This window comes from Bacillus sp. RE35, assembly GCF_052146655.1.
Classification (GTDB): domain Bacteria; phylum Bacillota; class Bacilli; order Bacillales; family Bacillaceae_G; genus Bacillus_A; species Bacillus_A cereus.
The window spans coordinates 3,865,511-3,881,047 of record NZ_CP197377.1 but is presented as its reverse complement, the minus strand read 5'-3'; the positions used below and the strand labels follow the sequence as shown (position 1 = coordinate 3,881,047).

The window sequence follows — 15,537 nt, the reverse complement described above, 5'->3', positions numbered from 1 at the left end:
GAGGCTGAATAAGCTTTCAATAGAGTATGTCTGGAATCAGGAGGTCGATAGCAGGATGAACTGGTATGGAATGCGAGCACATGAAGTGGAAGAAAGAACGAATACGAATGTAAAGGTTGGACTTACAGAGAAAGAAGCAGAAGGGCGAGTAAAGAAATTTGGTACTAATGAATTAGAAGAAGCAAAAAGGCCTTCTGCACTAATGGTATTTTTAGCACAGTTTAAAGATTTCATGGTACTCGTTTTGTTTGGAGCAACAATTGTTTCTGCGTTTTTAGGTGAATACATTGATTCTATTGCTATTGTTGCCATTGTTATTATCAATGGTATTCTCGGCTTTTTTCAAGAAAGAAAAGCTGAAAAATCATTGGAAGCTTTAAAGGAACTAGCTGCCCCGCAAGTTACTGTAATGCGGAATGGAAAGTGGGTAAAAGCACCATCTAAAGCACTTGTTTTAGGTGATATTATTAAGTTTTCCAGTGGTGATCGTATTGGGGCTGATGTGCGTCTTGTTGAGGCATCAAGTTTATATATTGAAGAGTCTGCTTTGACAGGGGAGTCCGTACCTGTACAAAAGAAGGTAGAAGCACTGCAAGGGCAAGATGTTGCAATTGGGGATCAAAAAAATATGGCTTTTATGGGGACAATGATTACGCGAGGATCTGGTACAGGAGTCGTTGTAGCAACTGGTATGAATACAGCGATGGGGCAAATTGCAAATATGTTGCAAAATGCAGAGCAAATGGAAACGCCACTGCAAAGAAGGTTAGAACAGCTCGGAAAAATATTAATTATTGTAGCTCTTATTTTGACAGCGCTAGTTGTATTGGCTGGTGTGTATCAAGGGAATGAAGTATATCATATGTTTTTAGCTGGCGTATCGCTAGCTGTTGCGGCTATTCCAGAAGGATTGCCAGCAATTGTTACAGTAGCTTTATCACTTGGTGTACAGCGTATGATAAAAAAGAGAGCAATTGTAAGGAAGTTACCGGCCGTAGAAACGTTAGGTTGCGCTTCTGTTATATGCTCTGATAAAACGGGAACAATGACACAAAACAAAATGATGGTAACACATATGTGGTCAGGCGGAGAATTGTGGAAAGTGACAGGGCAAGGATATGAACCTAATGGCTCTTTTATGAAAGGTGAAAAAGAAGTGAATCCAGCTAAGACAAAATCACTTTATCAGCTACTTACATTTGGTTCACTATGTAACAATGCAAATATTATTCAAAAGAAAAAGGCGTACGTATTAGATGGGGATCCAACAGAGGGAGCGCTTGTAGCTGCGGCAATGAAAGCTGGGATAACACGTGAGGCATTGAAAGGGAAATTTGAAATTATTCGTGAATTTCCCTTTGATTCAACTCGAAAAATGATGAGTGTTATTGTACGAGATCGAGAGGGGAAAAAGTTTATTGTTACGAAAGGAGCACCGGATGTTCTTTTGCAACTGAGTCAAACAATCTTATGGGGGGATAAGCAGCAGCCGTTAAGTGAGCTATATAGAAAAGAAGTACAGGCGGCTATTCATAGCTTAGGTAGTCAAGCGCTTCGAACAATTGCAGTTGCGTTTAAACCTTTAAAAGTAACGGATTCTATTGAACATGAAAGAGACGTTGAAAAAGATTTTATGTTGGTTGGAATACAAGGTATGATTGACCCGCCAAGGCCAGAAGTCGCGCAGGCGGTAAAAGAGTGTAAAGAAGCTGGTATTCGAACAGTAATGATTACAGGTGATCATAAAGTTACAGCAATGGCGATTGCTGAACAATTAGGAGTTTTACCACCAGATGGACGCGTTGTTGAAGGAGTAGAACTCGCGAATATGGATGTGGAGGAATTAGAAAATGTTGTAGAAGATACGTATGTATTCGCTCGTGTATCACCTGAGCATAAATTGAAAATTGTTAAAGCATTGCAAAATCAAGGACATATAGTAGCGATGACAGGTGATGGAGTGAACGATGCTCCAGCGATAAAAACAGCGGATATTGGGATAGCGATGGGGATTACAGGGACAGATGTTGCAAAAGAAGCCTCTTCACTTGTTTTACTAGATGATAATTTTGCTACAATTAAGTCAGCGATTAAAGAAGGAAGAAATATATACGAGAACATACGTAAGTTCATTCGCTACTTATTGGCGTCAAATGTTGGAGAAATTTTAGTTATGTTATTTGCGATGTTACTTGCATTACCACTGCCGATGGTTCCTATTCAAATTTTATGGGTGAACTTAGTTACTGATGGTTTACCAGCGATGGCATTAGGTTTGGATAAGGCTGAAGGAGATGTGATGAAGAGAACACCGCGTCACCCGAAAGAAGGGGTATTCGCTAGAGGGCTTGCGTGGAAAATAATAAGTCGAGGGTTTTTAATTGGAGCAGTGACGTTAGTGGCGTTTATTATTGCGTATAACCAACATCCAAATGAACTGAAATATGCACAAACTGTAGCGTTCGCGACGTTGGTACTTGCACAGCTTATTCATGTATTTGATTGTCGTAGTGAGCATTCTGTCTTTCACCGTAATCCATTTGGGAACGTGTATTTAGTAGGGGCGGTTATTATTTCGTTACTACTTATGCTAGTGGTTATATATTATCCACCGTTACAACCGATCTTTAGCACAATGCCGATACAAGCAAGAGATTGGTTATTAATTGGAGGTTTGTCATCAATTCCGACTTTCTTACTAGTAGGTTCTTTATTAACAGGGAAAAAGGCTAAGAAGAAAAAGCCGATGTTATATAAGAAGGGATTAAACTTGAAATAGTCAATGTTATGAAAATGTGATATAATTTACAGAAGGTAGTAGAGCCTTGTCTCTATTACCTTTTTCATTGAGTTATTTTATGGCTTGGATGTGATAAAAATGATTTCTAGTATGACAGGGTTTGGAAGATCGAAAGTAGAAAGTGATACTTTTCAAATTACAGTAGAAATGAAATCGGTGAACCACCGTTTTTTAGAGATGAGTATTCGACTTCCTAAGCAAATGATGGTATTTGAGGACAAAATTCGTAAAATAATTGCACAGCAAGTTCGACGTGGACGCATCGAAGTGTCTATTAGTATAGCAGGTGAAGGACTTGTTGAAAGAAAATTAAGTGTGAATTGGTCACTTCTTGAGCAGTACCAATCGATGATGGAAGATATAAAAGGGAAATTTCAATTACAAGATTCTATTACACTCGAACAATTAATGGCAATGCCAGAAGTAACAGCAATTGAAGAAATAGAAAATGTAAATGAACATTTTGAGAACAGTTTATATGAGGCTGTTCGTCAAGCTGCTCATATGTTGAAAACGATGAGAGATGGCGAAGGAGAACGATTACATAAAGATATAGCGTATCGTTTACAAGAGATTAGCAATTGTGTAAATGCAATTATTCCACATGCACCAATTGTTACACAAAAATATCGTGAACGATTAGAAAATCGCTTAAAAGAATTACATAATCAAGATCTAGATGAACAAAGATTGCTAACAGAAGTTGCAATCTTTGCAGAGCGTTGTGATATTCATGAAGAGTTAGTTCGTTTGCAAAGTCATTTAGAGCAATTTCGTGAAACATTGCAGATTGAAGAGCCTGTTGGAAGGAAAATGGATTTCATCGTGCAAGAGATGCATAGAGAAATTAATACGATTGGTTCTAAGGCAAATGACTTAACAATTTCAAAATATGTTGTAGAAATGAAAAATAACCTTGAAAAAATTCGTGAACAAGTACAAAATATTGAGTAGCTTTCAAAAAATATATAAAGTTATACGTGGTGGAGAAATCGGATAGACTTACTAGGAGGCGCAAACTATGGCCATGCGGTTTTTAAATATTGGATACGGAAATATTGTATCTGCTCATCGAATTATTGCTATTGTAAGTCCGGAGTCAGCTCCTATTAAACGAACAGTACAAGAAGCACGCGAACATAATGCTTTGCTTGATGCTACGTATGGGAGAAAAACAAGGGCGGTTATTGTTATGGATGATGGGCATGTTGTATTAAGTCCAATTCAACCAGAGACGATTGCACATCGTTTGAATAATAAAGAAGATTTAAGTGAGGAAGGGTAGGTTTTACATATTTATGAGAAGTAGAAGAGGATTGCTCATCGTTCTTTCAGGGCCTTCTGGGGTTGGAAAAGGGACGGTTCGTAAAGAGCTGTTTAGCCATGAGGATACACGTTTTCAGTACTCTATTTCAGTAACGACACGTAAGCCGCGTGAAGGTGAAGTAGATGGTGTGGATTATTTCTTTAAAGAAAGAGAAGAATTCGAGGAAATGATTCGTAATGAAAAATTACTTGAGTGGGCTGAGTTCGTAGGTAATTATTACGGAACACCGATTGACTATGTTGAAAAAACATTACAAGAAGGAAAAGATGTATTCTTAGAAATTGAAGTGCAAGGAGCAATTCAAGTTAAGAAAGCTTTCCCAGAAGGTGTATTTATTTTCTTAGCACCTCCAAGTTTATCTGAACTAAAGAGCCGTATTGTCGGACGTGGTACAGAGACTGAAGATGTTATTGAAAATCGTTTAACTGTAGCGAAAGAAGAAATCGAGATGATGGACGCTTACGACTATGTAGTAGAAAACGATCAAGTTGAATTAGCTTGTGATAGAATTAAAGCAATTGTGGTTGGCGAACATTGCCGCCGCGAAAGGGTAGCAAAATATTATAAAGAAATGACGGAGGGTCTATAATTATGTTAAATCCATCAATTGACTCATTACTACAAAAAATCGATTCTAAGTACACTTTAGTAACAGTGGCTGCAAAACGCGCACGTGAAATGCAACTTGCTAATAACTGTGTTGTAGAAAAACCTGTTTCTCATAAATGTGTAGGTAAAGCATTAGAAGAAATCGATGCAGAAGCATTAAGCTACGTACCAAGTGAAGATAAAGTAGCTGAATAAGCCTTTGCCTTCGACAAAATAAAACATAGACTTTATAATTTTCTATGTAACGGTAACAACCTATTTACAAGTAGGTTGTTATTTTTTTACGAAAGGAATGAAATATCGGTACTGACGAGCTGAGAATTCTATTTCAGTATTATAAGTTTGAAAAAGAAAGAGGACGAGTCATATGCTAAAAGGGAAAAAGATACTTTTATGTGTAACAGGAGGCATTGCGGTTTTTAAAGCAGCTGCGTTAACGAGTAAATTGACACAATCTGGCGCGATTGTCAAAGTAATGATGAGTGAGTCGGCAATGAAGTTTGTTACGCCTCTTACATTCCAAGCGCTTTCTCGCCATGATGTATATACGGATACATTCGATGAGAAAGACTCAGCTGTTATTGCTCATATTGATTTAGCAGATTGGGCGGATGTTGTACTTGTCGCACCTGCTACTGCCAATTGTATTGGAAAGTTAGCTGGTGGTATTGCAGATGATATGATTACAACTACTTTGTTAGCTACTACAGCTCCGGTATGGATTGCGCCTGCTATGAATGTGCATATGTATGAAAATAAAATAGTTCAAAAAAATATGATGACATTGAAAACGCTAGGATATACATTTATTGAGCCTGGGGAAGGCTTTTTAGCATGTGGATATGTAGCGAAGGGACGACTAGAAGAACCTGAAGCAATTATTGCACGGTTAGAGGAAGCTTTCTCAGAACACAAACCATTGCAGGGAAAAAGAATATTAATAACTGCTGGCCCAACACGTGAAAAGGTTGATCCAGTACGTTTTATGACGAATTTTTCTTCTGGGAAAATGGGGTATGCGATTGCGGAAGTGGCAGCGAATTTAGGCGCTGATGTTATACTCGTTTCAGGACCGACAGCATTAAATCCACCGTTACATGTAACGACAGTGCAAGTGGAATCTGCACAAGATATGTTAGAAGCAGTTCTTCAACATTATCAAAACGTAGACGTTGTCATTAAAACAGCAGCAGTTGCAGATTATCGTCCGAAATATGTGCATGAGAATAAAATGAAAAAGCAAAATGGTGATGCTGTCATTGAACTTGAAAGAACGGTGGATATTTTAAAAACATTAGGTCAGAAAAAGGATAAACAGTTACTTATCGGTTTTGCTGCTGAAACGACAAATGTAGAGGAATATGCAACGAAAAAACTACGTGAGAAAAATGCAGATATGATTGTCGCGAATGATGTAAAAGCGCAAGGAGCTGGATTTGGCACGGATACGAATATTGTAACAATGTATAGAAAAGATGGAAAAGTTATTGAGTTGCCACTTTTAATGAAAAAAGAGGTAGCTCGTGAAATATTGAAGCAAATTGAAATGATGTTAGAAGATGATCGTTTATGAAATTTGCAAGTGTAATTGTTGATGTACCTGCCCGTCAGACAGATCGACCATTTGATTACATTATTCCTAAAAAATGGGAAGATATTGTACAGACAGGAATGCGTGTAGTAGTTCCGTTTGGGCCAAGAAAATTGCAAGGTTTTATTATTGGGATTAAAGATTCGGTGGATGTAGAAAGTAAGAAGTTAAAGACAATCCATGAAATATTAGATGTAACACCGGTTTTAAATGATGAATTATTAAAGCTTGGATATTGGCTTACAAGTGAAACGTTATGCTACATGATTTCAGCTTTTCAAGTGATGCTTCCAACTGCGATAAAAGCAACGTATAAAAAACGTCTACAACTTTGTAAACAGGAAGAAATAGCACCTGAAATACTATATTTATTTCAGGATAAAGAAGCAATTGATTTTGAAGTAATCGAGCAACAGCCACATTTATACCGAACTATTCAACAAGAAATTAAAAATGGTACGGTTGAAGTCGTTTATCAGGTGAAAGATAAAGTACAAAAGAAGAAGCAAAGAGTGGTTCAGCCGGAGTTGCCAGAAGATAAATTGGAATTAGCGGCATTTGAACTGAAAAGTAAAAAACAACAAGATGTACTTTATTATTTTGTGGAAAATTATAAAAGTACACCGTTGAAAGTAATTACAGAAGAGTTACAAATAACAGATGCTCCAATAAAAGCACTTGTTAAAAAGGGATTCATTTCAGAAAAGTATGTGGAAGTATACCGAAATCCGTATGACGATGATGATTTTGAACAAACAAAACCATTTCCACTTACGGAGGAACAAAAACAAGTTATTACACCGATTTTATCATCAATTACAAATGAAACTTATAATCCATTTTTACTATATGGTGTTACAGGAAGTGGAAAGACAGAAGTATATTTACAATCTATAGCAGCAGTGCTCAAGAAAGGAAAAGAAGCTATCGTTCTTGTTCCTGAAATTGCACTAACGCCCCAAATGGTGGATCGTTTTAAAGGTAGGTTTGGCTCGCAAGTTGCAGTTCTTCATAGTGCGTTGTCTGTTGGAGAAAAGTATGACGAGTGGCGTAAGATTTTAAGAAAAGAAGTGAAAGTTGTAGTTGGTGCGCGTTCAGCTGTTTTTGCGCCTTTTGAGAATTTAGGGATTATTATTATTGATGAAGAGCATGAATCAAGTTACAAACAAGAAGATAATCCGAGGTATCATGCAAGAGATGTAGCTGTCTGGAGAGGACAATATCATAAATGTCCTATCGTTCTTGGTAGTGCGACACCAACACTTGAATCGTTTGCAAGGGCGAAAAAAGGTGTTTATGAACTATTAACAATGGAAAAACGTATGAATGAACAAGCTTTACCAACGGTAGAGATTGTTGACATGCGAGAAGAACTTCGTGACGGGAATCGATCAATGTTTTCTAAGGCGCTGCATGAAAAAATAGCAGATCGATTAGAAAAGAAAGAACAAATGGTACTCTTTTTAAATAGAAGAGGTCATTCTACATTTGTTATGTGCCGTGATTGTGGGTATGTTGTCCAATGTCCGCATTGTGATATTTCATTGACATATCATAAAATGAATCATCGTTTAAAATGTCATTATTGTAGTTACGAAGAGAATATGCCAACTGAGTGTCCAGCTTGTCAAAGTACATACATTCGTTTCTTTGGTACAGGTACACAAAAGGTAGAAGAAGAAATTACAAAACTATTTCCAGAGGCACGAGTCATTCGAATGGATGTAGATACGACAAGTCGAAAAGGAATGCATGAAAAATTATTAAAGGCGTTTGGGGAAGAAAAAGCAGATATATTACTTGGAACACAAATGATTGCTAAAGGATTAGATTTTCCGAAAGTAACGCTCGTTGGGGTTTTAACTGCAGATACGATGCTTCACTTACCTGATTTTCGGGCGAGTGAAAAGACATATCAGTTATTGACGCAAGTAAGTGGACGAGCGGGTAGACATGAATTGCCAGGGGAAGTTGTGATTCAAACGTATACGCCAGAACATTACAGTATAGAGTTAGCGAAGAACCAACAATATGATGTGTTTTTTGACCAAGAAATGCAAATGAGACGAACAAGACAATATCCCCCATATTACTATGTTGTACTTGTAACTGTATCTCATCCAGAATTATTAAAAGCGGTACAAGTGACGGAAAAAATTGCCTCGTATTTACGAACGCATTGCTCACAGCAAACAATGGTGCTAGGACCAGTTGCTTCAGCGATTCCAAGGATAAAAGATAGATATCGTTATCAATGCATGATAAAATACAAACGGGAACCAAACTTAAAGAACGTGCTCAAAATGGTAAATGAACATTATCAAGCAGAAATGCAAAAAGAGCTACAAATCTCAATTGATTTTAATCCAACAATGTTAATGTAGCGGAGGGAAATATGGCAGTTTTAGAAATAATAAAGCATCCAAATGAAGTGTTAGAAACACCATGCGAAAGAGTAATTAACTTTGATAAAAAGTTAGTGAAATTGTTGAAAGATATGCATGAAACAATGTTAATTGCGGACGGAGTCGGTTTAGCTGCGCCTCAAGTAGGTGTAAGCTTGCAAGTAGCGGTTGTTGATGTCGATGATGATACTGGGAAAATCGAGTTAATCAATCCATCAATATTAGAAAAACGTGGTGAACAAGTAGGTCCCGAAGGCTGTTTAAGCTTCCCGGGACTTTATGGTGAAGTAGAACGTGCCGATTATATTAAAGTAAGAGCGCAAAATCGCCGTGGGAAAGTATTCTTATTAGAAGCGGAAGGATTTTTAGCGCGTGCAATTCAACATGAAATTGATCATTTACACGGTGTTTTATTTACATCGAAAGTGACAAGATATTATGAAGAAAACGAACTAGAATAGGTGTTAAAAGGAGCGGTTTTTAAATGATAAAAGTAGTGTTTATGGGAACACCGGACTTTTCAGTGCCGGTGCTTCGTCGTCTTATTGAAGATGGCTATGAGGTAGTAGGTGTTGTGACGCAACCTGATCGTCCAGTAGGTAGAAAAAAAGTATTAACACCTACACCTGTTAAAGTTGAAGCGGAAAAACATGGTATCCCTGTGTTACAGCCGTTAAAAATTCGTGAAAAAGATGAATATGAAAAAGTATTGGCATTAGAGCCAGATTTAATTGTAACAGCTGCATTTGGGCAGATTGTACCAAATGAAATTTTAGAAGCACCAAAGTATGGGTGTATTAATGTTCACGCTTCTTTACTTCCTGAACTTCGTGGTGGTGCACCAATTCATTATGCAATTATGGAAGGTAAAGAAAAAACAGGTATTACAATTATGTATATGGTAGAAAAATTGGATGCTGGTGATATCTTAACGCAAGTGGAAGTTGAAATTGAAGAGCGTGAAACGACAGGCTCATTATTTGATAAATTAAGTGAAGCAGGAGCACACCTTCTATCTAAAACAGTGCCTTTATTAATTCAAGGTAAGTTAGAACCGATTAAACAAAACGAAGAAGAAGTAACGTTTGCGTACAATATAAAACGTGAGCAAGAGAAAATTGATTGGACAAAAACAGGTGAAGAAGTATACAATCACATTCGCGGATTGAATCCATGGCCAGTTGCTTATACAACTTTAGCAGGACAAGTTGTTAAAGTATGGTGGGGGGAAAAAGTGCCTATAACTGAACCGGCTGAAGCAGGTACGATTGTTGCAATCGAAGAAGATGGTTTTGTTGTAGCAACGAGTAATGAAACAGGTGTTAAAATTACTGAATTGCAACCTTCTGGTAAAAAGCGTATGAGTTGTTCACAATTTTTACGTGGAACAAAACCTGAAATTGGAACGAAGTTAGGAGAAAATGCATGAGACAAAATGTTCGTGAATTAGCTCTTGATGGTTTAATTCAAGTGGAAAAAAGTGGTGCATATAGCAACTTACTTTTAAATAATCTAATTGAAAAAAGTGCAATTGATAGAAAAGATATTGGTTTATTAACTGAAATTGTATATGGAACGATTCAACGTCGTGACACATTAGATTATTATTTACAGCCTTTTTTAAAAAAGAAGGTTGAGGCGTGGGTAAGAGTATTGCTTCGCTTATCTTTATATCAAATGATTTATTTAGACCGAGTGCCAGAAAGAGCGGCTATTCATGAAGCGGTTGAGATTGCAAAGCGTCGCGGGCATAAAGGAATTGCTGGTATGGTGAACGGTGTATTACGTTCGATTCAGAGAGAAGGTGTACCTTCTGTAGATGAAATCAAGGATCCAGTAGAACGTCTTGCAATTACAACAAGTCATCCAGTTTGGCTTGTCCAAGAGTGGACTTCAGAATACGGTTTAGAAACTGCAGAAAAAATGTGCGAAGTAAACATGTTACCCCCTGTACCAACAGCGCGTGTGAATGTTGATAAGGTAACTGTAGAAGAAGCGATTGAGTTGTTAGCAAGTGAAGGTATAGAAGCAAAACGTGGTGACTTATCAGATGATGCTATTCAGATTGAAAGAGGAAATGTAGCGCATACAGAAGCGTTTAAAAAAGGATTTCTTTCTATTCAAGATGAAAGTTCTATGCTTGTAGCACGCGCTTTAGAACCGAATACGGGAGATGCAGTTCTTGATAGTTGTGCTGCTCCAGGCGGAAAAACAACGCATATCGCGGAACGATTAAAGGGAACTGGTAAGGTCATGTCCCTTGATTTACATGCACACAAAGTACGTTTAATTAAACAGCAAGCAGAGCGACTTGGTCTAGAAAATGTCGAAACTAAAGCGCTAGATGCTAGAAAAGTGCAAGAGCACTTTGCAAATGAAACGTTTGATAAAATATTGGTAGATGCACCGTGTTCTGGATTTGGTGTAATTAGACGTAAACCTGATATTAAGTTAGGAAAAGATAAAGGCGATAGTGAAAGATTATCGACGATTCAAATTGCAATACTAGAAAAAATAGCACCATTATTAAAACAAGGCGGTCGTCTTGTTTATAGTACGTGCACAATTGAGAAAATAGAAAATGAACAAGTAATAGAGAAATTTTTACAAGAACATCCTGAATTTGAATGGGATACTACGCTTAAAGAGCGTATGCCAGAAAAATTAACTCCGTATATTGATGAAGGTCAAGTGCAAATTTTACCGCATTATTTTGCGACGGATGGCTTTTATATTGCTTGTTTAAGGAAGAAGGTGTAGCATCATGGAAACGACTGTAAGAAAACAAAAGAAAAATTTAGAAACGAAGAAACCATCAATTTACTCTTTACAACTTCATGAAATGCAAGATTGGTTAAAGGAACAAGGAGAACCGAAGTTCCGTGCTGGACAAATTTTTGATTGGTTATATAAAAAACGTGTAAAAAATTATGAGGATATGTCAAACCTTTCTAAAGGATTGCGTGATAAATTGTCGAATTCCTTTGATATTACTACTTTAAAAACGTTAGTAAAACAAACGTCTTCGGATGGAACAATTAAATTCTTATTCCAATTATATGACGGATATTCTATTGAAACGGTATTAATGCGACACGAATATGGAAATTCCATTTGTGTAACAACGCAAGTTGGTTGTCGTATTGGGTGTACGTTCTGTGCTTCGACACTTGGTGGATTAAAGCGAAACCTAGAAGCTGGAGAAATCGTAGCGCAAGTAGTAGAAGTTCAGCGTGCGCTTGATGAAACAGAAGAACGTGTAAGTTCTCTTGTTGTTATGGGCATTGGAGAACCATTTGATAACTATGATAATTTAATGGGATTCTTACGCATCATTAACCATGAAAAAGGACTTCATATTGGTGCGAGACATATGACTGTTTCGACGAGTGGAATTATCCCGAAAATTTATAAGTTTGCTGAAGAAGATCTACAAATTAATTTTGCGATTTCATTGCATGCTCCAAACTCAGAATTACGTTCAAAATTAATGCCGATTAACCGTGCTTATAAATTACCAGATTTAATGGAAGCTATTAAATACTATGTAAATAGAACAGGGCGTCGTATTACTTTTGAATATGGATTATTTGGAGGAGAAAATGACCAAGTAGAGCATGCTGAAGAGCTTGCTGCGCTCTTAAAAGGTGTAAAATGTCATGTGAACTTGATTCCGGTAAACTACGTACCTGAACGTGATTATGTACGTACGCCACGTGAACAAATTTTCTTGTTCGAAAAAACGTTAAAAGATCGTGGAGTGAATGTAACGATTCGCCGTGAACAAGGTCATGATATTGATGCAGCCTGCGGTCAGTTGCGTGCGAAGGAGCGCAAAGAAGAGACGAGGTGACGAGATGAAAGCCGTATTTCTATCGGATAAAGGAAAAGTTCGTCAACATAATGAAGATAGTGCAGGAGTTTTTCACAATTTAGATGGAAATGTATTAGCGGTAGTAGCAGATGGAATGGGAGGTCATCGAGCTGGTGATGTAGCTAGCTCGATGGCCATTCAATTATTCCATGATTATTGGAAGCAAACACATAATATGAATGAGCCGAAAAAAGTAGAACAATGGTTACATACTAGTGTTGGGATTATTAATGAGCGTATATATGAATATGCTCAGCAAAATGCAGAATGTAATGGTATGGGAACAACGCTTATAATAGCTGTTTGTACACCAAGCTTTGTGACAATAGGGCATATAGGAGATAGTCGTTGCTATATGGTATCAGAAGGAGAAATGACGCTAGTAACGGAAGATCATTCACTTGTAAATGAGCTGGTGAAACATGGTGAAATTTCAAAGGAAGACGCAGAGTATCATCCGAAAAAGAATGTGTTATTAAGAGCATTAGGAACAGAAGAAAAAGTTGGGTTAGATGTTAAAACGTTGGTGATTGAGGAAGATGATCAATTACTTCTTTGCTCTGATGGGTTATCAAACAAAGTTTCTATTGATGATATGCGACAAATTTTACAGTTAAATGAACAGCTTGAAGGTAAAGGGCAGTGTCTCATTCAATTGGCAAATGATCGCGGTGGAGAAGATAATATCACACTTGTTCTTATTGATTATGCGGGTTCGACAAACGAAAGTAGGTGAAGTGCAACGTGCTGATTGGAAAACGCTTAAATGACCGTTATAAGCTGCTGAAAATGATTGGTGGTGGCGGAATGGCCAATGTATATTTAGCTCATGATGATATACTTGGCCGAGATGTAGCGGTAAAAATATTAAGACTCGACTACTCAAATAACGAAGAGTTTATTAAACGTTTCCATCGAGAAGCGCAGTCTGTTACAACGTTGTCGCATCCAAATATTGTGAATATGTATGATGTCGGAGAAGAAGATGGTATATACTATCTTGTCATGGAATATGTACCAGGACAAACATTGAAGCAATACATAATTGAGCGAGGGATGTTACCTATAGGAGAAGCTCTTGATATTATGGAGCAGTTAACATCCGCTATGGCACACGCCCATCATTTTGAAATTGTGCATCGTGATATAAAGCCGCACAATATTTTAATTCGAGCTGATGGAATAATAAAAGTAACAGATTTTGGAATTGCGACAGCTACAAGTGCAACAACAATTACACATACAAATTCAGTGCTCGGTTCAGTCCATTATTTATCACCAGAACAGGCACGTGGCGGAATAGCAAATAAACAATCAGATATCTATTCTCTTGGGATAGTTATGTTTGAATTGTTAACAGGAAGACAACCGTTTTCTGGCGAATCTGCTGTTGCTATAGCTTTAAAACATTTACAAAGTGAAATCCCATCACCAAAAAGATGGAATGAAAATATTCCGCAAAGTGTTGAAAATATTATATTAAAAGCAACTGCAAAAGATCCGTTCCATCGATATCAATCTGCCAATGCGATGAAGCGAGATATTGAAACTGCGCTATATCCAGAGAGGATAAATGAGCAACCGTTTTACATACCAGAAGATATGGAAGCGACGAAAGCGATTCCGATTATTCAACAAGAACAATTATTTGAAAATGTAAGTGATGAAACGATTGTTTTAAAAGGGAGTAAGGTGGAAGAACCGATAAGAGCAGAAGCAGCTGAGTTAGATAAGAAGAAAAAACGGAGTAACAAGTGGCTTAAAGTTTTAATTTCAACATTTTTATTTTTAGCAATAGGAATAACATTAGCGCTTACGGTTATTCCAGGATTATTTATTCCGAAAGATGTGAAAGTTCCTGATGTGGCTGGTATGAAATACACGACAGCTGTAAATACATTAGTAGAAAAGGGCTTTGAGGTGACGGAGCCTAATATTGTATATACAGATGATGTTGAAGTTGGGGATGTAATAAAAACGGACCCTGTAGCAGGAAGAGTCGTAAAAGAAAACGCTAAAATTACTATCTATCAATCAGGTGGGAAAAAGAAAAGTAAGATGGCGAATTTCACAGGGCAAAACTTTGAGAGTGTAAAAGCTGAGTTAGAAGAAAAATATAAACAAGTTACAGTAAATTATATTGAAAATGATAAGCCGAAAGGTGAAATTGTAGAGCAAATTCCGACGCCTGATCAAATGGTTATAGAAGCGGAGCAAGAACTGAAAATCTGGGTAAGTAAAGGTCCTTATCAAATTAGACCAGGTGACTTTTCGGGGTGGACTGAAAATAGTGTAACTGGTTATTTGAATGAGAGAAAACTAACGTCAGATATAAAACGAGAGTATTCAGATACAGTCGAAAAAGGACTTGTAATTTCGCAATTTCCAAAACCAGGTACACCATTAAAAGAGGGAGATAAAGTAACTATTATTATCTCTGATGGTCAAAAGCCTAAAGTGACTAAAACGGTAAAATTGGACAATATCTCTATCCCATATGAGCCTGCTGTAACAGGTGAAAAAAAGCCGCAAACAATAGAAATTTATAAAGAAGACATGCAGCAAAAAATGGATAGACCGGTTGAAACGAGAACAATTACTGAATCAGCGACTATTTCTTTAGAATTTGTAATTCAAGAAGGTTCAAAGGGACACTATAAAATTGTACGAGATGGAGTAACGATTATTGATAAAGAAGTACCATATCCAACTCAATAATAGTGAAAGTCTACTTATTATTATTGCCTGTTATGCTGTCTACAAAGTGGACGGTATAGCAGGCAAAAATATATGATTCAAAAAGCTAGTAACGTGATGCAGCTGTAAATATTTTTTTGCATTTAATGGGAAATTTAATGTATATTAGCGAAAGTATATATGGTAGGTTTTGAAATCGTTATTTAGAAAATTTAAATCCATTCATTTTTAAAT

At 37.1% G+C, this 15,537-nt stretch carries 13 protein-coding genes; all 13 read left to right on the top strand.

Going from position 1 to position 15,537, the window contains the following annotated elements:
* The first annotated feature begins 55 nt into the window (after window positions 1-55).
* The gene (locus tag ACTL4X_RS19635; RefSeq protein WP_001104776.1) at window positions 56-2,779 is read left to right on the top strand and encodes a calcium-translocating P-type ATPase, SERCA-type; all 2,724 of its coding nucleotides are present in this window, start codon (window positions 56-58) and stop codon (window positions 2,777-2,779) included.
* Between the two features lie 99 nt (window positions 2,780-2,878).
* Window positions 2,879-3,754, top strand: coding sequence for a YicC/YloC family endoribonuclease (locus ACTL4X_RS19630; RefSeq protein ID WP_000625866.1), 876 nt, complete (start codon window positions 2,879-2,881; stop codon window positions 3,752-3,754).
* A gap of 67 nt (window positions 3,755-3,821) precedes the next feature.
* Window positions 3,822-4,085 (top strand): extracellular matrix/biofilm regulator RemA, encoded by a 264-nt coding sequence (gene remA / locus ACTL4X_RS19625; RefSeq protein WP_001251456.1) that lies wholly within the window; start codon window positions 3,822-3,824, stop codon window positions 4,083-4,085.
* A gap of 13 nt (window positions 4,086-4,098) precedes the next feature.
* Entirely contained in the window at window positions 4,099-4,716 is a 618-nt protein-coding gene (gmk, locus tag ACTL4X_RS19620; protein WP_001257741.1) for a guanylate kinase, read from the top strand.
* 2 nt (window positions 4,717-4,718) lie between these two features.
* Window positions 4,719-4,931 (top strand): DNA-directed RNA polymerase subunit omega, encoded by a 213-nt coding sequence (gene rpoZ / locus ACTL4X_RS19615; protein WP_000933960.1) that lies wholly within the window; start codon window positions 4,719-4,721, stop codon window positions 4,929-4,931.
* A gap of 172 nt (window positions 4,932-5,103) precedes the next feature.
* Window positions 5,104-6,309 (top strand): bifunctional phosphopantothenoylcysteine decarboxylase/phosphopantothenate--cysteine ligase CoaBC, encoded by a 1,206-nt coding sequence (coaBC, locus tag ACTL4X_RS19610; protein ID WP_000911750.1) that lies wholly within the window; start codon window positions 5,104-5,106, stop codon window positions 6,307-6,309.
* Window positions 6,306-8,711: a primosomal protein N' gene (priA, locus tag ACTL4X_RS19605; protein ID WP_000666720.1), complete on the top strand. Its 2,406-nt coding sequence runs from the start codon at window positions 6,306-6,308 to the stop codon at window positions 8,709-8,711. Before coaBC ends, priA begins: the two co-directional genes overlap by 4 nt.
* An 11-nt stretch (window positions 8,712-8,722) precedes the next feature.
* Entirely contained in the window at window positions 8,723-9,193 is a 471-nt protein-coding gene (gene def / locus ACTL4X_RS19600) for a peptide deformylase (RefSeq protein ID WP_000279455.1), read from the top strand.
* A gap of 23 nt (window positions 9,194-9,216) precedes the next feature.
* Window positions 9,217-10,161 carry a methionyl-tRNA formyltransferase gene (gene fmt, locus ACTL4X_RS19595; protein WP_000598804.1) on the top strand — a complete coding sequence of 315 codons (945 nt, stop codon included), beginning with the start codon at window positions 9,217-9,219 and terminating at the stop codon, window positions 10,159-10,161.
* Window positions 10,158-11,492: a 16S rRNA (cytosine(967)-C(5))-methyltransferase RsmB gene (rsmB, locus tag ACTL4X_RS19590; protein WP_001249666.1), complete on the top strand. Its 1,335-nt coding sequence runs from the start codon at window positions 10,158-10,160 to the stop codon at window positions 11,490-11,492. Before fmt ends, rsmB begins: the two co-directional genes overlap by 4 nt.
* A gap of 4 nt (window positions 11,493-11,496) precedes the next feature.
* The gene (gene rlmN, locus ACTL4X_RS19585) at window positions 11,497-12,585 is read left to right on the top strand and encodes a 23S rRNA (adenine(2503)-C(2))-methyltransferase RlmN (RefSeq protein WP_000450540.1); all 1,089 of its coding nucleotides are present in this window, start codon (window positions 11,497-11,499) and stop codon (window positions 12,583-12,585) included.
* A 4-nt stretch (window positions 12,586-12,589) separates the two neighbouring features.
* Entirely contained in the window at window positions 12,590-13,342 is a 753-nt protein-coding gene (locus ACTL4X_RS19580; RefSeq protein WP_000648703.1) for a Stp1/IreP family PP2C-type Ser/Thr phosphatase, read from the top strand.
* An 8-nt stretch (window positions 13,343-13,350) separates the two neighbouring features.
* Complete coding sequence (gene pknB / locus ACTL4X_RS19575; RefSeq protein WP_000904747.1) at window positions 13,351-15,324, top strand: Stk1 family PASTA domain-containing Ser/Thr kinase; 1,974 nt, start codon at window positions 13,351-13,353, stop codon at window positions 15,322-15,324.
* Window positions 15,325-15,537 lie beyond the last annotated feature (213 nt).